Here is a 19,491-nt window from a genome sequence, read left to right as displayed (position 1 = left end):
GGTCGGAACCTCGAAGGGATTTTCGATTCAAAACGGCTGTTTATCCGGGCGAAAGTGCTCTGATTTTTCATTACTTCATCTTGTGGATTTTCAATGTCAGCTAAAAAGACCCTCGCCCTGGCCCTGTGTGTAGCGATCACCGGTTGCGCACAGACCCCGAAAAACGATGCGGACGGCGGCAGTTGGTGGCCGTTCGGTTCTACCGACAACGTAGCCGCCAAGGAGCCTGCACCGGCCCCGGCCCCGTTGAAACCTGCAGCGACCGCGCCCGTCGCCAAGGCCGAGAGCAGCAACCCGTGGTACTGGCCGTTCGGTTCCAGCGATGAAGCGGTCAAGGCTGATTTGAAAGCCGAGGTCAAACCTGAAGCCAAGCCGGTCGAGGTGGCCAAAGCCGAAGCCGAGTCCAATGGCAAATGGTGGTGGCCGTTCGGCGGCAAGGATCAGCCCACCGCCAAAGCCGTGCCGATGCCGGATCCGAAAGTCACGCAGGCCTGGCTCGACGATTACGAGCCGCGTCTGCGTGAGGCGGTGAAGGACAGCAACCTGCAACTCGAACGTCGCGACAACGTACTGGTAGTGACGGCGCCGGTCGAAGGCTCATTCAACCCGGACCGCCCGGCGATGCTGTTGCCGGTCACCCTCGGGCCGTTCACCCGCGTGGCGAAAATCCTCGAAGCTGACCCGAAGACCGCCGTGCTGGTGCTCGGTCACAGCGACACCAGCGGTGCCGCGCCGGCCAACATCAAGCTGAGTCAGGAGCGTGCACAATCGGTGGCGGCGATCTTCCGCCTCAGCGGCTTGCAGCGTGATCGCCTGATGCTGCGTGGCATGGGTTCCGAAGCGCCGCGCGCGGCTAACGACAGCGTGGAAGGGCGCGCGCTGAACCGCCGTGTCGAATTGCTGGTGACTCCGCAAAACACCATGGTGGCATTGCTGAGCAAATACAACATGCCAGCACCGAAGCCAGTGACCCTGGTGGCTGCGCAAGACGTCAAGCCAGCGGCGAAACCGGCCACTCCAGCGCCTGCCGCGAAGAAAGCCGCCGTCCCTGCGACCAAGAAGGCCCCAGCCAAGAAAGCCGCCGCCAAGGCTCCAGCAAAAAAGGCCCCGGCCAAGGCTCCGGCGAAGAAGACAGCACCAGCCAAAGCCGCGACGACCGACAAGAAAGTCGCCGCGACCGACGCCGCCAAGAAGTAATCCGCTAACGAAAAGGAATGCGCCATGACCCAGTCTCTGGCCGATATGCGTCGTGATTACACCCGGGATGGCTTGACCGAGGCGCAAGCACCGGTCGAGCCGTTTGCGCTGTTCCACCAATGGTTTGCCGACGCGGTGAAAACCGAGCAGGCGCCGGTGGAAGCCAATGCCATGACCCTGGCCACGGTCGATGCGGCTGGACGTCCGCATTGCCGCATTCTGCTGCTCAAGGGCCTGGACGCGCAGGGCTTCACCTTTTTCACCAACTACGACAGCGCCAAGGGCCAGCACCTGGCGGCCAACCCGTTCGCCGCCATGACGTTCTTCTGGCCAACCCTGGAACGTCAGGTGCGCATCGAAGGTCGCGTGGTGAAAGTCACGCCACAAGAGTCCGATGCGTATTATCAGGTGCGTCCGCTGGGCAGCCGTCTCGGTGCCTGGGCATCGCCGCAGAGCCGGGTCATCAACGGCCGTGGCGAGCTGGAAGACTTGCTCAAGGCCACCGAGCAACGCTTCAGCGACACCCAGCCGCACTGCCCGGAACATTGGGGCGGTTACCGCTTGCTCCCCGAGCGCATCGAGTTCTGGCAGGGCCGTCCCAGCCGCCTGCACGATCGCCTCAACTACCGCGTCCAGGGCGCCGACTGGATTCTTGAACGCTTGGCACCTTGAGCAGTCTACCGAGCGGGATAAAGAGTGGCGGCGCAGGATCGGTGATTTAGCGCTACTTTAAGTGGACGCTCGCAGGCATCTGTACCCAGCCTGAATGGAAGCCAATTTATCCGGATGGTGTCGTGACAGGCGCCGAGCCACGGAGTTTAATGAACACAATGTTCTTTTGGAGTTGATGCTATGCGTAAGTCTGTTCTGCTGGTTGCTTCCTTTTCCACGATGGCGATGTTGCTGACCGGCTGCCAATCGAGCCTGACCGGTGACTCCTACTCCCGTGACGAAGCGCGTCGCGTGCAGACGATTCGCATGGGCACCATCGAATCCCTGCGACCGGTGAAAATCGAAGGCACCAAAACCCCGATCGGTGGCGCAGCAGGCGCGGTGGTCGGCGGCGTTGGCGGCAGCGCCATCGGCGGCGGCAAGGGCAGCATCGTCGCTGCAGTCATCGGCGCCGTGGCTGGCGGCCTCATCGGTTCGGCCACCGAAGAAGGCCTGACCCGCACCCAGGGCGTGGAAATTACCGTCCGCGAAGACGACGGCAGCATGCGTGCCTACGTGCAGCAGGTTCAGGAAAACGAAGTGTTCCGCGTTGGCGAGCGGGTGCGGATTTCGACCGTTGGCGGGACCAGCCGCGTTTCGCACTAAGCGGGAAGCTGAGTAAAAGAAAACCCCGATCAGGTGACTGGTCGGGGTTTTTTTGGGGTGATTCGGTAGGCAGTAGCCATAAATCATTCGACGCAAACCAGTTGAACGATGTGATTTACGTCCAGCAGTTTTTGTCCCGTCCATTTCTCCAATGTTTTGATTTGTTCTTCAGTCAGATCATCGCCATCAAATTCATCTTCAGGCTTATGCCAGTTCATCAACTCCTTCAATGCTTCCTGATGGCATGCCTCGATTTCGACCGTTCTGAGTAAATTCTCAGTCTTTCGATCAAAGACCTCTACTACGTGTTTCATTTTTCAACCCTCCTGGTTGAATCGGCTGGTTTCGTTTGTTCCCCTGTTTGCGGGTCGTATTCTCCAAGATGTTTTCCTTGTTTGGTGTACATCTCAACCTTGCCATGCTGAGAATCCCATTCGTAAATCTTTCCCGATGAATCTTTCCAACGTCTGCGCTTTTTTCCTCCACCGCGAACGGAGGTTTTCAAAGGCGCAGGTTTTACATCTGCAAAGGCCGGCAGCGAAACCGGAGCGGGGTGGTATGAGAAATCTCCAGGAACGTTCAGGACGATGTAAACCGGTTTAACGCCTGAGCTTGTCGGAAACACCAGAATGAAATCTTTGTACTCCGGCGGATAAACAGGATTTACCAGAATCCCTTCCGCCGCTTTCGTCGGTGGATACACCCAGATATGCGGTGCTTGCGGTGCGGCCTCCAGCGCTGGAATGCCGAGTATGTCCGAGCCATCCACGGCTGGCGTCCAGAGCAGTTCGATGCCTTCACCCAGATCCGCAACGAACCGGTCACCGCGTGCAGTGAATTGCACGACATCGACCATTTCCCAGTCGCGATTCTTGCCGGTGTAGAAACCGTAACCCTTGAGGCTGCCATCGGCCTGTTGCTCGACGCGCAGGCGCACGCGGGTTCGGGCTTGTTTGAGTGTGTTCAGTTGCTCGTCGGTATAGAGCGCGCTGTCGCCCAGGTTTGACGGCATCAGCAGCGCGACCAGCCCGACCAAGGGCGCAGCCACCGCACTGGACACGAGCGCCGGTAGCGCTTCGAAAGCCGAACCTGCCAGGGTCAGACTGCCGAACCCGATCGGGATGGCGTTGGCGCTGATTTTCTTGAGAGGAATGCCGCCGCTTTCGTCGGCTTCGCGAGCGCCCAGCAGGATCAGGTCGCCGTAATCCTTCAGGTTGTCGGTCGGCACCATGCCGGATGGATTGCTGTAATCGATGATCGCATCCAGCAACTTGCAGGACTTGGCAAACACGCATCCGGCACGCACGGCATCAGGTTTTTTCGCAGCCACTGCACGGCTACGCTCGAAAGCCTCCTGCCGCACCAGCATCGCGTCGTAGGCGTTTTGCCCGGCTTCGCGTTCGGCCAGTTCGGCGGCCGTCATATACCGCCAGGTAACGTGATGCCCGTCGCCCGCCGGTGGGTTTTGCACCCGGGGGATGTCCTTGTTACGCGCCACTGATCGTCCCTTCGTTCATCATCGACAGCCCCTCCAAGGGGCTGCATGACGTTATCGAAACGGGGAAATTGTGGCTGTAGGACGCGTCGCTAAAGACGTGGGGATTGTTCGCTGTGTAACTGAGAGCGGGGAATCTGTGGCGAGGGAGCTTGCTCCCGCTGGACTGCGCAGCAGGCCCATTATCTGGAGGTGCTTCGCACCTCAGCGGGAGCAAGCTCCCTCGCCACAGGTGTTTTATGGATGACGCAGTTCCGCCGTACTCTTGCGACTCGCCATCGCCGTCACCACATACCCGATCACCGCCGCCAGAATCGAGCCGGTAAGAATGCCCATTCGGTCCATGCCGGCGTAATCGCTCACGCCCGGTTCGAAGGCCAGCGAGCCGACGAACAGGCTCATGGTGAAGCCGATGCCGCAGAGGATCGCCACCCCGAGGATCTGGCCCCAGTTGGCGCCTTGGGGCAGGGCGGCGATGCCGATCTTCACCGCCAGCCAGGTCAGGCCGAAGACGCCGATGGTTTTGCCCAGCAGCAGGCCAATGGCGATGCCCATCGGGACGTCGTGGGTGAAGCTCTCGACGGTGACGCCGCTCAGCGACAGGCCGGCGTTGGCGAAGGCGAACAGCGGCAGAATGCCGTAGGCGACCCATGGGTGCAGCGCATGTTCGAGGGTCAGCAGTGGCGACGGTTCGGCGTTTTTCGTGCGCAGCGGAATGCAGAAGGCCAGGGTCACGCCGGCCAGCGTGGCATGGACGCCGCTCTTGAGTACACAGACCCAGAGGATCAGGCCGATGATCATGTACGGCCCGAGCTTGACCACGCCGAGTCGGTTCATCGCCACCAGCGCGGCAATGCAGGCCGCTGCCAGGCCCAGGGACAGGGTCGACAATTCGCCGGAGTAGAAAATCGCGATGATCACGATGGCACCGAGGTCATCGATGATCGCCAGCGTCATCAGGAACAGCTTCAGCGATACCGGCACGCGCTTGCCGAGCAGGGCCAGCACGCCGAGGGCGAAGGCGATGTCGGTGGCGGTCGGGATCGCCCAGCCGCCCAGGGCAGCGGGGTTGTCGCGGTTGAGGAACCAATAGATCAGCGCCGGCACCAGCATGCCGCCGATGGCCGCTGCACCGGGCAGGACGATCTGCGAGGGCTTGGACAGCTGGCCGTCGAGCACCTCGCGTTTGACCTCCAGACCGATGAGCAGGAAGAACATCGCCATCAGGCCATCGTTGATCCACAGCAGCAGGGGCTTGGCGATTTTCAACGCACCGATCTGCGCCACCACCGGGGTGTCGAGCAGGCCGGTGTACAGCCACGACAGTGGTGAGTTGTTGATAATCAGCGCGAGGATGGCTGCAGCGATCAATAACAGACCGCTGGCAGCTTCCAACTGAAAGAAACGCGTGAAAGTGCTACGCAGAGGCAAGGTCGCTCTCCATCGAATAGTCAAAAGGTGCAACACCCTAACCCGTACCGTTAGTTGTTAAAACAAAAGTTATATTCTTTTTTGTTATATAGCGTTACAAACCGTCTAGCCCCGGCCACGCTGAGCCTAGCAGTTGCCTGACATATTGAGACTCAGCTGTATCTTTGCGGGCTATAGGTTTTTTCCTAAGCTGACGGGCAAGCCTTTCGAGGAGTTCAACCTCCTGCCTGATCCTACGAGAACCCAGACCATGAGCGACAACCGACAGTGGGCCCGTGAAGCCATCCGCATCATCGAAGCGGACTTCCAGCGCAGCGCCGACACCCACCTGATTCCCTTGCCGCTGCCGGGTTTTGCGGGCATCGAACTGTATTTCAAGGACGAGTCCAGCCATCCGACCGGAAGCCTCAAGCATCGCCTGGCGCGTTCGCTGTTCCTCTATGCGCTGTGTAACGGCTGGCTGAAGCCCGGTGCACCGGTAATCGAGGCATCCAGCGGCTCGACGGCGATTTCCGAGGCGTACTTCGCCCGCATGCTTGGCCTGCCGTTCATTGCGGTGATGCCGGCGACCACATCGAAAGAGAAGATAGCCCAGATCGCCTTTTACGGCGGCCAAAGCCATCTGGTGAACGATCCGACGCAGATCTACGCCGAGTCCGAGCGTCTGGCACGCGAGCACGGCGGGCATTTCATCGACCAGTTCACCTACGCCGAGCGCGCCACCGACTGGCGAGCGAACAACAACATTGCCGAGTCCATCTTTCAGCAGATGCGCTATGAAAAACACCCGGAACCGAGCTGGCTGATTTCCAGCCCGGGCACCGGCGGCACCACCGCGACCCTCGGTCGTTACGTGCGCTATCGCCAGCACTGCACCCGCGTGCTGTGCGCCGACGCCGAGCGTTCGGTGTTCTTCGATTTTTACCAGACAGGCGACGCCAGCCTGCGACTCGACTGCGGCTCACGCATTGAAGGCATCGGCCGGCCCCGGGTAGAGGCGTCGTTCTTGCCCAAGGTGATCGACGCGATGGTCAAGGTGCCGGATGCCTTGTCCTTGGCCGCCATGCACTATCTGGCGCAGCGCCTCGGGCGGCATGTCGGTGGATCGAGCGGGACCAATCTGATCGGCGCGCTGATGGCGGCGCAGCAGATGAAAGCGGCGGGGGAGTCGGGGTCGATTGTGGCGATTCTGTGCGATGGCGGCGAACGGTATGCCGATACGTATTACGACCAGGAGTGGTTGAAGGCGCAGGGGTATGAGCTAAGCGATTTGATCGAAGCGGTGACGGCGAGTGCCGAGCGGGGAGAGGCGCTGCCGCCTTCGGTGCTGCGCGCCAATATCTGACACACCGAAATCAAATGTAGGAGTGAGCCTGCTCGCGATAGCGCAATAATATTCAGCATCGATGTTGACTGAATCACCGCTATCGCGAGCAGAATCACTCCTACAAGGGTTATGTATCAGTCAGTGAGACCAAGGATATCCCGTGCCACTGCCTCGGCAATCCGAATCCCGTCAACACCCGCCGAGAGAATCCCGCCGGCATAGCCTGCGCCTTCACCGGCCGGGAACAGGCCCTTGACGTTCATGCTCTGCAGCGACTCGTTACGCGTGATGCGCAGCGGCGAGGAGGTGCGTGTCTCGATCCCGGTCAGTACCGCATCGTGCAGCGAATAACCGCGAATCTGCTTTTCGAAGGCCGGCAACGCTTCACGAATCGCTTCGATCGCGAAGTCAGGCAGCGCCAACGCCAGGTCGCCCAGGGCAACGCCCGGTTTGTACGACGGCTCGACTTCACCCAGTTCGGTCGAAGGAATGTCGTTGATGAAGTCGCCGACCAGTTGCGCCGGGGCTTTGTAGTCGCTGCCGCCAAGGATGAAGGCGTGGGACTCCAGGCGTTCCTGCAACTCGATCCCGGCGAGCGGGCCGCCCGGATAATCGACTTCCGGGGTGATGCCAACGACGATGCCGGAGTTGGCATTGCGCTCGTTACGCGAGTACTGGCTCATGCCGTTGGTGACCACGCGGTTCGGCTCGGACGTCGCTGCCACCACAGTGCCGCCCGGGCACATGCAGAAGCTGTAGACCGAGCGGCCGTTTTTGGCGTGGTGTACCAGTTTGTAGTCGGCAGCGCCCAGTTTCGGGTGGCCGGCGTATTTACCCAGACGCGCGCGGTCGATCAGCGATTGCGGGTGTTCGATACGGAAGCCCACCGAAAACGGCTTGGCTTCCATGAACACGCCACGGCTGTGGAGCATGCGGAAGGTGTCGCGGGCGCTGTGGCCGAGGGCCAGAACCACGTGTTTAGAATGCAGGGTTTCGCCGCTGGCCAGTTGCACGCCGACCAGTTGGCCGTCCTCGATCAACACGTCGGTGACGCGCTCCTGAAAACGTACTTCACCGCCCATCTCACGGATCTGCTCGCGCATGTTTTCGACCATGCCGGTCAGGCGGAACGTACCGATGTGCGGCTTGCTGACGTAGAGGATTTCTTCCGGCGCGCCGGCCTTGACGAGTTCGTGCAGGACTTTGCGACCGAGAAACTTCGGGTCCTTGATCTGGCTGTACAGCTTGCCGTCGGAAAACGTCCCCGCGCCGCCTTCGCCGAATTGCACATTGGACTCGGGGTTGAGCACGCTTTTGCGCCACAGGCCCCAAGTGTCCTTGGTGCGCTGGCGCACTTCGGTGCCGCGCTCGAGGATGATCGGCTTGAAGCCCATTTGCGCCAGCAGCAACCCGGCGAAGATCCCGCACGGGCCGAAACCGACGACAATCGGCCGCTGGCCCGGATCGCTCGGTGCCTGACCGACGAATTTGTAGCTGACATCCGGCGCCACATTGACGTTACGGTCGTCGGCGAACTTGCCCAACACCTTGGCCTCGTCGCGTACGTTGAGGTCGATGGTGTAGATGAAGCACAGTTCGGAGGACTTTTTGCGCGCGTCGTAGCTGCGCTTGAACAAGGTGAAATCGAGCAAGTCATCGCTGGCGATGCCCAGGCGTTGCACGATGGCGGCGCGCAGGTCTTCTTCGGGATGGTCGATTGGCAGCTTGAGTTCAGTGATTCGTAACATGGCGGGGATCCGGATTCGCGGGGCGCACAACTGCGCCAGGGCGTTTGAAGGCGGCGATTATAAGCCGCCGCGACCGGATCCGTGGGGGAAAAACGATCAGTCGTTACGCGCGCCGCCGAAATAGCCGCAACCGCGCTGCACCTGACCGTCGATACGCAGTTCTGCGCTCATGTGCTGCACGCTGCCGGTGCTGCTGTCGACGCAACGCTGCGGCGCGACCCACAATTCGATGCGCTGGTTGTTGGCTTCGCTGCTCAGATTGAAGCGGCCGTCGCCCAGTTGTTCTTCCACATACGGCACGGCGAGCGGCGGCTGGCCCTCGCGGTCGATGACCATGCCTTTGCCGCTGACCTTCACATTCCATTCCGGGCCATGGCCGGCGGCACGCAGGATCAGCAGTTTGAAATTGGGGTCATCGCACGCCGTGCCCGAGCGTTCGACGCGGTACAACTGGCTCAGGTCGAGGCGATCACCAGACACCTTGCCACGCACATCGGCAAACAGTTTGCCCTGCTCGTCGGCGAGGGTCGCAGCCTCTTGCAGGATACTGGTGCCGCCGCTGTCATTGACCACCAGTTGGCGCTGATCCTGACATGGCTGAAACACCAGTTTGCCGTCAGCGGCGGTCAACTGCCCCTGCATCCGCGTCTGCCCGGCATGTGAAACGCTTTCGCGCTGGCCGTCGAACAATTGGCAGGCGGCAAACATCGGCAGCAGGGCAACGAGGACTAACGAACGGGCGACACGCATCTTTGGTTCTCCAGACAAGTGTCGCCACGTTACGCAGCCTGACCGTTCATCACAAGGGCTTAGCCCACGTGAAACGTCTGACCTGTCTGCAGGCCTTCGACACTCTTGGCGTAGGCCAAAGCGACTTCCGCCGCAGGAACCGGTTTGAAGCCGCGGAAATAGGGCGCGTATTTGCCCAGGGCTTCGGTTAGAACCGTCGGGCTGACCGAGTTCACCCGCAGGCCGCGTGGCAGTTCAATGGCGGCGGCGCGCACGAAGCTGTCGAGGGCGCCATTGACCAAGGCTGCCGATGCACCGCTGCGAATCGGATCATGGCTGAGTACGCCGGTGGTGAAGGTAAACGAGGCGCCGTCGTTGGCAAATTCGCGTCCGATCAGCAGCAAGTTGACCTGACCCATCAGCTTGTCTTTCAGGCCGAGGGCGAAGCTGTCTTCAGTCATCTCGTCCAGTGCTGCGAAGGTGACGTTGCCCGCCGCGCAGACCAGCGCATCGAATTTGCCGGTCTGTTCGAACAGCTTGCGGATCGATGCGCTGTCGCTGATATCCACCCGCAAGTCGCCGCTGTTGCGGCCGATACGAATGACTTCGTGACGTTGCGACAATTCTTTGTCCACCGCCGAACCGATGGTGCCGTTGGCGCCTATCAACAGAATCTTCATCGAGCTGTACCCCAAGTGATTGAACGAGGCTTCAGTCTAGAATGGATTTTCCTGCGGATAAGCGCACTAATAGGCAACCTTTGGTTTTCAAATGGAAACAATCGATGAGCGAAATGGATGACCTTGCCGCGTTCGCCGTGCTGATCGAGGCCGGCAGTTTTACCTTGGCCGCGCAGCAGTTGGGTTGCAGCAAGGGCCAGTTGTCCAAGCGCATCAGTCAGCTCGAAGCGCAGTTCAGCGTGGTTTTGCTGCAACGCACGACCCGGCGTTTGAGTCTCACGGCAGCGGGCGCGGCGTTGTTACCGCAGGCTCAGGCGCTGGTGGTTCAGGTCGAACGCGCCCGACAAGCCTTGGCGCGCTTGAAGGATGACATGGCCGGTCCGGTGCGCATGACCGTTCCGGTGTCGCTGGGTGAAACCTTCTTCGATGGCTTGTTGCTGGAGTTTTCGCAGCAATATCCCGAGGTGCAGATCGAACTGGAGCTGAACAACAGTTACCGCGATCTGTCCCGCGACGGTTTTGATCTGGCGATCCGCGCCGAGGTGGCCAATGATGATCGGCTGGTGGCCAAACCCCTGCTGGCCTGGCATGAAATGACCTGCGCCAGCCCGGCCTATCTCGAACGTTTCGGCGAACCGGCGACACCGCAGGCACTGGCCGAACATCGCTGCTTGCTCAATAGCCACTACAGTGGGCGAGAGGAGTGGCTGTATCACCAACAGCACGAATTGCTGCGGGTGCGGGTGTCGGGCCCTTTCGCCAGCAACCATTACAACTTGCTGAAAAAAGCCGCGTTGTCCGGCGCAGGCATTGCGCGATTGCCTTCCTACCTTCTGCAAACGGAACTGGCTGACGGCCGCTTGCGCTGGTTGCTGCACGATTATCAGACGCGGCGCATGCCGATGTATCTGGTGCATCCGTATCAGGGCGGCTTGCCGAAACGCACGCAGGTGCTGGCGGATTATTTGATGGGATGGTTCAAGCGCAGTGGCGAGGCGCTGGATCGACTCCAGCGCTGAAAGCAATCTTTTTGTAGGAGTGAGCTTGCTCGCGATAGCGGTGGATCAGTAAAAAATTGATCGACTGACACACCGCTATCGCGAGCAGGCTCACTCCTACAATTCAGGTCAGCCTTGGAATCGGCGGGCAATCAGATTATCTATCGACAATCGGCCCGGCCCGGTCGTCATCAAGTACAGCAATACCGCAGCCCAAGTGCCATGAGTCGGATAAGCATCCGGATACACAAACAGTTGAATGACCAAGGTCATGCCGAGCAATGCGAGCGCCGAAAACCGTGTGGCCAAGCCGATCAGAATCAGCACCGGGAAAGCATGCTCGGCGAACGCCGCCATGTGTGCCGCGATCTCGGGTGACAACAGCGGCAGGTTGTATTCGCTCTGGAACAGCGGAATCGTCGAATCAGCCAAACGAGGCCAGCCCAATTCAAAGGTGCCGTCGATCAGGTCGATGGCCAGTCCTTCGACCTTGGTCTGGCCGGACTTCCAGAACACGGCGGCGATCGAGAAGCGGGCGATGAAAGCGATCAGGCTGTGCGGGATTCTTTCCAGCAGCGCGACGGCCCGCAGGATGAAAGTGTTCATGGCATTTCCTTGTGAGTCAGGCGAGCGATGGCGTTGTGTGCAATCAGCACGGCAAGGGTCTGTGCGAGGTCGAAGGGCGGGCTGTTTTCCATCGCCGCGAGCAGTGGCTGACTCTTGATCAGGTGACGGATAAACATCGTGGCGCCGGGTTCAACGGCAAACACTTCCACGTCCAGTCCGTTGCGCAGGACCATGGCGTGCTGACCGTGATTGAGGCCAATCCCCGCCAGGGTCTGCGCCTGTTGATGTGCGGCCCAGATTGCGACCACCGCATAGGCTGAATCGAGCGTGTGCACGGACGGATGAAGCCTCAGATACAGATCGCTCAAGGCCTGCGGGCTGGCGAGGGCGGCGCTGATGTCGTCGGGCCGGACGGGCTGCGCATCCGCGGCGTGATAGGCGAGGGTGCGCAGATGCTCAAGGCGTGCAACATCGGCGACATAGGGTACGCCGGCGATCGGTTCGAAGCCTGCGATGAAGTCGGCAAATCCGTCGCCGTAACGGCTCATCAGCGGACTCTGCGGTGGCTGGCGTTGAACAAACACGCCTGCCATGGCGCGGAAGAATTCTTCGCCGACCAACTGCACCACCACCGGATAACTCTCAGCCAAGGCGTTGACCAACGAACTGTGCACGTTATTGCGATACACCGCGAAACGGCTGGCAGGGTCGGCACCGTTGCGGCTGCACAAGCCATCCGGACACGGCCGTTTTACGTCGAGCAGCGCGGCGGCGAAGGCCGCTTGCCGGCTCATGGTGCACCCTCCGCGTGGCGCAACAACGCCTCGGCCTGTTGCGCTTCGGCGAGCAACACGTCGAAGGCCGGCACCTGGTTGTCGCGTTCGATCAGGGTCGGCACCGGGCCGATGCGCGCAAGTACTTGTCGATACAGGCGCCAGACCGCCTGATCGACCGGCGCCCCGTGGTCGTCGATCAGCAAGCGATCGCCGAGGTTGTCGCAATCTTCGGCGAAACCGGCCAGATGAATCTCGCCGACGGCGTGCAGCGGCAATGCGTCGAGATAGGCCAGCGGATCACGCTGATGGTTGACGCACGACACGTAGACATTGTTGACGTCGAGCAGCAAGCCGCAGCCGCTGCGCCGGATCACTTCGCTGATGAAGTCCGCCTCGTCGAGGGTTGAATCCCGAAATGCCAGATAGGTCGCCGGGTTCTCCAGCAACATCGGGCGTTTCAGAGTGTTCTGCACCTGATCGATGTGCGCGCAGACGCGATTCAGCGTTGGCGTGTCATAGGCCAGTGGCAGCAGATCGTTGAGAAACACCGGGCCATGGCTTGACCAGGCCAGGTGTTCGGAAAAGGATTGTGGTTGATAGCGCTCGATCAGCTCAGCGAGGCGTTGGAGATGCCCGGTATCGAGCGGACCTTCGCCACCGATCGACAGCCCCACGCCATGCAACGACAGCGGGTACTGTTCGCGGATCAAACCGAGAAAATGATGAAACGGGCCGCCGGCCACCATGTAGTTTTCGGCGTGGACCTCGAAAAAACCGAGGTCGGGGATGGAACCGAGCACTTCAAGGAAGTGCCCGGTCTTGAGCCCCAGCCCGGCACGGGCGGGGAGCTCGGTGCGAGCTGCCTGAGTGCGCGGCAGGGACGGTTGGCGATGACTGAACATGATCGTCACTCAGGCAGACCAACGATCAGGACTTGGCTTTAAAGGCTTCGAGCTGACCGAAACCGCTCGGCGAGGTTTTGCTTTCGGTGGTGACGCAGGTGCCTTTCGGAACGAGCTTCCAGGCGTTGGCCTGATAGTCCATTTTCGCCGTGCCGGCACAGGTGGTGCCTGCACCCGCGGCGCAATCATTCTTGCCTTTCAGCGCCACGCCGAAGCATTTTTCCATGTTGGCATCGGCGGCCTGGGCGGTAGAGACAGTGGCGATGCTCAGGGCGGAACCGAGGGCCAGAACCAGGGCGGTGGCGGACAGGGTACGGGTAGTCGCAGTCATGATGTTTCTCCAGATTTATCAGGGTTTCTGCAAGCGGTTTGCGCTTGCTTGTCCCTCTAGAGAAAGCTCACAGCGATGCGTTACAGCGGGCGCAAAACTTTTACGGAATTTTTCCTGACACGGCTATTCCCTGTGGGAGCGGGCTTGCTCGCGAAAGCGGTGAATCAGTCGACATCTTCGTTAACTGACACACTGCTTTCGCGAGCAAGCCCGCTCCCACAGGGGCGAGTAAAGCAGGGGATTTTCGTGGGCATAAAAAACGGCCCGAAGGCCGTTTCTTGTTCAGCGATGACACTCAACCACCGAGATACGCCTCGCGCACTTTCGGGTCGGTCAGCAGCGCTTCACCGGTGCCTTGCATGACCACGCGACCATTTTCCAGCACGTAGGCGCGGTCGGCGATTTTCAGCGCCTGGTTAGCGTTCTGCTCGACCAGGAACACGGTCACACCGTCCTTGCGCAGCTGTTCGATGATGTCGAAGATCTGCTGGATGATGATCGGTGCCAGGCCCAGCGACGGCTCGTCGAGCAGCAACAGTTTCGGCTTGCTCATCAGCGCCCGGCCGATGGCGAGCATTTGCTGTTCGCCGCCGGACATGGTACCGCCGCGCTGGTTGAAGCGTTCTTTCAGGCGTGGGAAAAGTCCGAGGACCTTGTCCATCTGTTCCTGATAGTCGCCCTTGTCGGTGAAAAATCCGCCCATGGACAGATTTTCTTCCACGGTCAGACGGGCAAACACCCGACGACCTTCGGGGACCACGGCGATGCTCTTGCGCATGATCTGCGACGAGTCCTGGCCGACCAGTTCCTCACCCATGTAGCGGATGCTGCCGCTGTGCGCCTGCGGTGAACCGCACAGCGTCATCAGCAGCGTGGATTTGCCGGCACCGTTGGCGCCGATCAGCGTGACGATCTCGCCCTGACGGACTTCGACATTGACGCTGTGCAGGGCCTGGATCTTGCCGTAGAAGGTGGAAACGTTTTCGAACTGCAGCATTTACGCTTCCCCCAGGTAGGCTTTGATCACTTCAGGATTGTCGCGGATCTGTTCCGGCGTACCGTCGGCCAGTGGCGTGCCCTGGTTGATCACGACGATGTGGTCGGAAATGCTCATGACCAGTTTCATGTCGTGCTCGATCAGCAGCACGGTGACGTTGTGCTCTTCACGCAGCACGCCGATCAACGCCTTGAGGTCTTCGGTTTCTTTCGGGTTCAGGCCGGCGGCCGGTTCGTCGAGCATGAGAATCCGCGGGCGGGTCATCATGCAGCGAGCGATTTCCAGACGCCGTTGCTGACCGTAGGCGAGGGTGCCAGCGGTGCGGTTGGCGAACTCTTTGAGGTTGACCTTTTCCAGCCAGTACTCGGCAAACTCCATGGCCTCGCGCTCGCTTTTGCGAAACGCCGGGGTCTTGAACAGGCCGGACAGGAAGTTGGTGTTCAGGTGACGGTGCTGGGCGATCAAGAGGTTCTCGACCGCGGTCATGTCCTTGAACAAACGCACATTCTGGAACGTACGCACCACGCCTTTGAGGGCGATCTTGTGGCCCGGCAGGCCCTGAATCGGCTCGCCGTCGAGCAGGATGCTGCCGCCGGTCGGCTGATAGAAACCGGTCAGGCAGTTGAACACGGTGGTTTTGCCGGCGCCGTTCGGCCCGATCAGCGCAACAACCTGTTTCTCTTTGACGGTCAGCGCCACGCCGTTGACCGCCAGCAAGCCGCCGAAGCGCATGCTCAGATTTTCGACTTTAAGAATCTCGCGGCTCATTTGCGCAACTCCATGTGTGGGCGTTGCATCGGCAGCAGACCTTGTGGACGCCAGATCATCATCAACACCATCAGCGCACCGAACATCAACATGCGGTACTCGCTGAACTCACGCATCATTTCCGGCAACAGAATCATGACGATCGCCGCCAGGATCACGCCCAACTGCGAGCCCATCCCGCCCAGTACGACGATGGCGAGGATGATCGCCGACTCGATGAAGGTAAACGACTCTGGCGTCACCAGACCCTGACGCGCGGCGAAAAAGCTGCCGGCGAAACCGGCAAACGCGGCGCCCAGGGTGAACGCGGAAAGCTTGATCACGGTCGGGTTCAGACCCAGCGCACGGCAGGCGATTTCATCTTCACGCAGCGCTTCCCAGGCACGGCCGATCGGCATGCGCAGCAAACGGTTGATGACGAACAGCGCTGCCAGCGCCAGCAACAGGGCAACCAGATAGAGGAAGATCACCTTGTTGATCGAGTTGTATTGCAGGCCGAAATACTCATGGAACGTCTGCAGGCCTTCGGCCGCTTTACGCTCGAAAGTCAGGCCGAAGAACGTCGGTTTCTCGATGTTGCTGATGCCGTTCGGGCCGCCGGTGATGTCCGTCAGGTTACGCAGGAACAGACGGATGATCTCGCCGAAGCCCAAGGTCACGATCGCCAGATAGTCGCCGCGCAGACGCAATACCGGGAAGCCCAGCAGGAAGCCGAACGTCGCCGCCATCAGGCCGGCAATCGGCAGGCAGATCCAGAAACTCAGACCGTAGTAATGCGACAGCAGTGCGTAGCTGTAGGCGCCGACGGCGTAGAAGCCGACGTAACCCAGGTCAAGCAGACCGGCCAGACCGACGACGATGTTCAGACCGAGGCCGAGCATCACGTAGATCAGGATCAGCGTGGCGATATCCACCGCGCCGCGGGAGCCGAAGAACGGCCACACCAGCGCCAGCACAATCAGCCCAATGATGAAATAACGCTGGGTGGAGGGCAGGGTCAGGAAGTTGCTGGCCTTGGCCGGAATCAGCGGCATGCCCGGCGAAGAACGCCAGGCCTTGCTGATCTGCTGGTTGAACAGCACGCGCAAAAACATCAGCACCGAGCAGATCGCGATGGTCGCGAGTACCGCAGGGCTGGTGTTGTGCACTTCAAGATTGATGCCGACGATGGTCAGTTTGAGACCGAGTACCGGGTAAGCCACGGCCCACACCAGCAAGGCACTGAACAGTGCCTGTTTAAGATTCCTAGTCATACTTTCTCAACCTCCGGACGGCCCAGAATGCCGGTCGGACGGAACAACAGCACCAGAACCAGCAAGCCGAACGCCACGACGTCCTTGTACTGGTCGCCGAAGATATCGGCACCGAACGCTTCCGCTACACCCAGCACCAACCCGCCGAGCATGGCCCCGGGGATGCTGCCGATGCCGCCCAGTACCGCAGCGGTGAAGGCCTTGAGGCCGACGAGGAAACCGGCGTTGGGGTTGATCACGCCGTATTGCATGCTCAGCAGGACCGCCGCAACGGCTGCCAGCGCAGCACCGATGACGAAGGTCAGGGCGATGATGTTGTTGGTGTTGATGCCGAGCAGGTTGGCCATCTTGATGTCCTCGGCACAGGCGCGGCAGGCGCGGCCCAGGCGGGAACGGGAGATGAACAGGGTCAGGCCGAGCATGGCGATCAGGGTGACTACGAACACCACGATCTGCATGTAGGAAATCAGCACTTCTTGTGCGCCACCTGGACCGAAGGCGAAGTTGCCCGGGATCAGGTTGGGGATAGCTTTGTCCTTGGAGTCTTGCGCCAGCAGAACGGTGTTCTGCAGGAAGATCGACATACCGATGGCAGAAATCAGCGGGATCAGACGGTTGCTTCCGCGCAGGGGGCGGTAGGCGATCCGTTCGATGCTGTAACCGTAGGAACTGGTGACGACGATGCTGGCGATGAACGCCGCGGTCATCAACAGCGGGACACTGTCGAGTCCCATCATGGTCAGTCCGGCAATGGCGATGAACGCCACGTAGGAGCCGATCATGTACACCTCGCCGTGGGCGAAGTTGATCATTCCAATGATGCCGTAAACCATCGTGTAGCCGATGGCGATCAGGGCATACATGCTGCCAACGTTGAGGCCGTTAACCAGCTGTTGGAAGAAGTGATAGATGTCAGGCATTACAGCGCTCCTAAAAACCTGATACGCATTTCACTGGTGGAGTCATTTTCCCGCCCGGCCCCGTGGATCTTTATCCACTTCGAATCCGGGTTTTGCCAGCGAACCGCTGATGACGGTTTTGAGATTTTCAGGTGGGGAGACTGGCGGATCACGCCAGCGCGGCCCAATACGTTCGTAAAACAAAGCCCACGGCACGCCGTGGGCTTTATTGGCAGTCAGTCAGGCAAGGCCTTACTGAGGCGAAACTTCGGTTTTAGGTTTGCCGTTGTGCCACTCGTAGACTACAAATTTGAAGTCTTTCAGGTCGCCCTTGTCGTCGAAGCTCAGGTCGCCGGTAGGAGTCTTGAACGAACCGGCGTGGATGGCTTCAGCCACTTTGGTTGCGTCTTCGGACTTGGCAGCCTTGATGCCTTCGGCAATCACGGTCACAGCCGAGTAGGACGGGAACACGAACGGACCGCTCGGGTCTTCCTTCTTGGCTTTGAACGCATCAGCCAGGGCGACGTTGGCCGGATCCTGGTCGAAGGATTTCGGCAGGGTCACCAGCAGGCCTTCGGACGCGTCCTTGGCGATCTGGGTGATCGAGTCGTTACCCACGCCTTCCGGACCCATGAAACGGGCTTTCAGGCCTTTTTCCTGAGCCTGGCGCAGAATCAGGCCCAGCTCCGGGTGGTAGCCACCGTAATAGACGAAGTCGACGCCGGCTTGCTTGAGCTTGGCGATGATCGCCGAGAAGTCTTTGTCGCCGGCGTTGACGCCTTCGAACACGGCAACCTTGGTGCCTTTCTTCTCGAGGGTCGATTTGACGGCAGTGGCGATGCCTTCACCGTATTGCTGTTTGTCGTGCAGCACGCCAACCACTTTCGGTTTGACGTGATCGGCAATGTAGTTACCGGCGGCAGGGCCCTGGGCGCTGTCCAGACCGATAGTACGGAAGATCATTTTGTAGCCACGGGCGGTGATGTCCGGGCTGGTGGCGGCCGGGGTGATCATGATCACGCCTTCGTCTTCGTAGATATCCGAAGCCGGCTGAGTGGAGCTGGAGCACAGGTGACCGACCACGAACTTGACGCCGTCGTTGACGACCTTGTTCGCTACCGCAACCGCTTGTTTCGGATCGCAGGCATCGTCGTATTCAACGGCTTGCAGTTGCTTGCCGTCGACGCCGCCCTTGGCGTTGATCTGCTCGATGGCCATTTTGGCGCCACTGAACTGCATGTCGCCGTACTGGGCTACTGGACCGGTCTTGGGACCTGCGATACCGATCTTGATGGTGTCAGCTGCGAACGAATGGCTGGCAACCCCGGCCAGAACCATAGCGGCAAACAGTTTGGAAATCTGCTTAGTAGCCTTAGTCATAGTGCTCCACTCTTACTGTTGTATTTTTTAGAGTTCTGGCGCCGCAGCAGCAGAACCGGGACAGATATCTTTGCGATACCCTCCGGAAATGCCCCCGGCAACTGTACCGGTACAGTGTAGAGCGCCGCTTGTTCAACTGGGAAGCAGGCGTCACGGGGCAAAACTTGGGGGTGTCGCATTTTTGAATGAAAAAGACAGAATCGCGGCGGGGCATTCGTAGGCATATAGCCTAAACAGCAGCATTCCCTGGCGTTCCTGCTCTTTTCGTTCGGTGCAGCCATTTGCAACCGGGTTTTTCTGACGGACCACCAACGTTTATGATTCGCGTCGATTTCTTTTCCGGACAGTTCCCATGAATCAAGAACCTAGCACCCTCTATGCCAAGCTGCTTGGTGAAACGGCATCTATCACCTGGAAGGAGCTGGAGCCGTTCTTCGCCAAGGGTGCCCTATTGTGGGTCGACCCAGACCTGGATTTGATCGCCGCTGCCGAGGCCGTGGCATCGGATGAAGGCGAGAAAGTCGCGGCCTGGCTGGCCGACGACAAGGTCGCCAAGCTGTCTGAAACGCGGGCGCTGGATATCTTCGAGCGTGATCCACAGCTGTGGGCGGTGGTGGTTTCGCCGTGGATTCTGATCCAGGAAAGGGCGGTGACTTGATGGGTTGCACCTTTTTGGTGCTTGCCTTGTCGCGCCGC

At 60.0% G+C, this 19,491-nt stretch carries 21 protein-coding genes; 6 read left to right on the top strand and 15 right to left on the bottom strand.

Annotation, left to right across the window (positions count from 1 at the left end; translation table 11 throughout):
- Nucleotides 1-93 precede the first annotated feature (93 nt).
- The 3 genes from HU743_RS20055 (at nt 94) to HU743_RS20045 (ending at nt 2,514) form a co-directional block, all read left to right on the top strand.
- Nucleotides 94-1,197: an OmpA family protein gene (locus HU743_RS20055; RefSeq protein ID WP_186650780.1), complete on the top strand. Its 1,104-nt coding sequence runs from the start codon at nt 94-96 to the stop codon at nt 1,195-1,197.
- A gap of 24 nt (nt 1,198-1,221) precedes the next feature.
- Complete coding sequence (gene pdxH, locus HU743_RS20050) at nt 1,222-1,869, top strand: pyridoxamine 5'-phosphate oxidase (RefSeq protein ID WP_186636696.1); 648 nt, start codon at nt 1,222-1,224, stop codon at nt 1,867-1,869.
- Nucleotides 1,870-2,049: 180 nt separating this feature from the next.
- On the top strand, nt 2,050-2,514 hold the full coding sequence (locus HU743_RS20045; RefSeq protein WP_007969461.1) for a glycine zipper 2TM domain-containing protein: 465 nt from the start codon (nt 2,050-2,052) through the stop codon (nt 2,512-2,514).
- Between the two features lie 83 nt (nt 2,515-2,597).
- Here HU743_RS20045 and HU743_RS20040 read toward each other — a convergent pair whose 3' ends face one another.
- The 3 genes from HU743_RS20040 to nhaA form a co-directional block, all read right to left on the bottom strand.
- Nucleotides 2,598-2,828 carry a hypothetical protein gene (locus HU743_RS20040; protein WP_186650778.1) on the bottom strand — a complete coding sequence of 77 codons (231 nt, stop codon included), beginning with the start codon at nt 2,826-2,828 and terminating at the stop codon, nt 2,598-2,600.
- Nucleotides 2,825-4,012 carry a colicin E3/pyocin S6 family cytotoxin gene (locus tag HU743_RS20035; protein ID WP_186650775.1) on the bottom strand — a complete coding sequence of 396 codons (1,188 nt, stop codon included), beginning with the start codon at nt 4,010-4,012 and terminating at the stop codon, nt 2,825-2,827. The genes HU743_RS20040 and HU743_RS20035 overlap by 4 nt, the downstream gene beginning before the upstream one ends.
- A 234-nt stretch (nt 4,013-4,246) precedes the next feature.
- Complete coding sequence (nhaA, locus tag HU743_RS20030) at nt 4,247-5,440, bottom strand: Na+/H+ antiporter NhaA (protein WP_186650773.1); 1,194 nt, start codon at nt 5,438-5,440, stop codon at nt 4,247-4,249.
- Between the two features lie 250 nt (nt 5,441-5,690).
- Between nhaA and HU743_RS20025 the strand changes: the two genes are divergently transcribed.
- Nucleotides 5,691-6,785 carry a PLP-dependent cysteine synthase family protein gene (locus tag HU743_RS20025; protein WP_186650771.1) on the top strand — a complete coding sequence of 365 codons (1,095 nt, stop codon included), beginning with the start codon at nt 5,691-5,693 and terminating at the stop codon, nt 6,783-6,785.
- Between the two features lie 116 nt (nt 6,786-6,901).
- On the opposite strand, the gene HU743_RS20020 is transcribed toward HU743_RS20025, so the two are convergent.
- The 3 genes from HU743_RS20020 to HU743_RS20010 form a co-directional block, all read right to left on the bottom strand.
- A complete protein-coding gene (locus HU743_RS20020; RefSeq protein WP_186650769.1) occupies nt 6,902-8,515 on the bottom strand; it encodes an NAD(P)/FAD-dependent oxidoreductase in 1,614 nt (537 codons plus the stop codon).
- A gap of 96 nt (nt 8,516-8,611) precedes the next feature.
- Nucleotides 8,612-9,265: a hypothetical protein gene (locus tag HU743_RS20015; protein ID WP_186621141.1), complete on the bottom strand. Its 654-nt coding sequence runs from the start codon at nt 9,263-9,265 to the stop codon at nt 8,612-8,614.
- Between the two features lie 59 nt (nt 9,266-9,324).
- The gene (locus tag HU743_RS20010) at nt 9,325-9,924 is read right to left on the bottom strand and encodes a short chain dehydrogenase (RefSeq protein ID WP_186650767.1); all 600 of its coding nucleotides are present in this window, start codon (nt 9,922-9,924) and stop codon (nt 9,325-9,327) included.
- 104 nt (nt 9,925-10,028) lie between these two features.
- On the opposite strand from HU743_RS20010, the gene HU743_RS20005 reads away from it, so the two are divergent.
- Nucleotides 10,029-10,943 carry a LysR family transcriptional regulator gene (locus HU743_RS20005; RefSeq protein WP_186650766.1) on the top strand — a complete coding sequence of 305 codons (915 nt, stop codon included), beginning with the start codon at nt 10,029-10,031 and terminating at the stop codon, nt 10,941-10,943.
- A gap of 108 nt (nt 10,944-11,051) precedes the next feature.
- Here the strand turns inward: HU743_RS20005 and HU743_RS20000 are convergent, their stop codons facing one another.
- The 9 genes from HU743_RS20000 to HU743_RS19960 form a co-directional block, all read right to left on the bottom strand.
- On the bottom strand, nt 11,052-11,528 hold the full coding sequence (locus HU743_RS20000; protein WP_186650764.1) for a DoxX family protein: 477 nt from the start codon (nt 11,526-11,528) through the stop codon (nt 11,052-11,054).
- Complete coding sequence (locus HU743_RS19995; RefSeq protein ID WP_186650762.1) at nt 11,525-12,283, bottom strand: DNA-binding domain-containing protein; 759 nt, start codon at nt 12,281-12,283, stop codon at nt 11,525-11,527. The genes HU743_RS20000 and HU743_RS19995 overlap by 4 nt, the downstream gene beginning before the upstream one ends.
- Nucleotides 12,280-13,167, bottom strand: coding sequence for a DUF692 domain-containing protein (locus HU743_RS19990; RefSeq protein WP_186650760.1), 888 nt, complete (start codon nt 13,165-13,167; stop codon nt 12,280-12,282). Before HU743_RS19990 ends, HU743_RS19995 begins: the two co-directional genes overlap by 4 nt.
- A 25-nt stretch (nt 13,168-13,192) precedes the next feature.
- Nucleotides 13,193-13,498: a DUF2282 domain-containing protein gene (locus HU743_RS19985; protein WP_186650758.1), complete on the bottom strand. Its 306-nt coding sequence runs from the start codon at nt 13,496-13,498 to the stop codon at nt 13,193-13,195.
- Nucleotides 13,499-13,793: 295 nt separating this feature from the next.
- Complete coding sequence (locus tag HU743_RS19980; RefSeq protein ID WP_003222380.1) at nt 13,794-14,495, bottom strand: ABC transporter ATP-binding protein; 702 nt, start codon at nt 14,493-14,495, stop codon at nt 13,794-13,796.
- Nucleotides 14,496-15,263 carry a high-affinity branched-chain amino acid ABC transporter ATP-binding protein LivG gene (gene livG / locus HU743_RS19975; protein ID WP_016771357.1) on the bottom strand — a complete coding sequence of 256 codons (768 nt, stop codon included), beginning with the start codon at nt 15,261-15,263 and terminating at the stop codon, nt 14,496-14,498. It lies immediately after the preceding gene.
- Nucleotides 15,260-16,516, bottom strand: coding sequence for a high-affinity branched-chain amino acid ABC transporter permease LivM (locus HU743_RS19970; RefSeq protein WP_186552005.1), 1,257 nt, complete (start codon nt 16,514-16,516; stop codon nt 15,260-15,262). The genes livG and HU743_RS19970 overlap by 4 nt, the downstream gene beginning before the upstream one ends.
- Complete coding sequence (gene livH / locus HU743_RS19965; RefSeq protein WP_186552004.1) at nt 16,513-17,436, bottom strand: high-affinity branched-chain amino acid ABC transporter permease LivH; 924 nt, start codon at nt 17,434-17,436, stop codon at nt 16,513-16,515. The genes HU743_RS19970 and livH overlap by 4 nt, the downstream gene beginning before the upstream one ends.
- Nucleotides 17,437-17,667: 231 nt before the next feature.
- The gene (locus HU743_RS19960; protein ID WP_101158403.1) at nt 17,668-18,795 is read right to left on the bottom strand and encodes a branched-chain amino acid ABC transporter substrate-binding protein; all 1,128 of its coding nucleotides are present in this window, start codon (nt 18,793-18,795) and stop codon (nt 17,668-17,670) included.
- A gap of 352 nt (nt 18,796-19,147) precedes the next feature.
- Here HU743_RS19960 and HU743_RS19955 point away from each other — a divergent pair, with 352 nt between their 5' ends.
- On the top strand, nt 19,148-19,453 hold the full coding sequence (locus tag HU743_RS19955) for a DUF2288 domain-containing protein (RefSeq protein ID WP_186650756.1): 306 nt from the start codon (nt 19,148-19,150) through the stop codon (nt 19,451-19,453).
- The last annotated feature ends 38 nt before the right edge of the window (nt 19,454-19,491 follow it).

The organism is Pseudomonas sp. SWRI99 (assembly GCF_014270125.1).
GTDB lineage: Bacteria > Pseudomonadota > Gammaproteobacteria > Pseudomonadales > Pseudomonadaceae > Aquipseudomonas > Aquipseudomonas hamedanensis.
The sequence above is the reverse complement of the archived record's forward strand: the minus strand, read 5'-3'. Positions and strand labels throughout refer to the sequence as shown.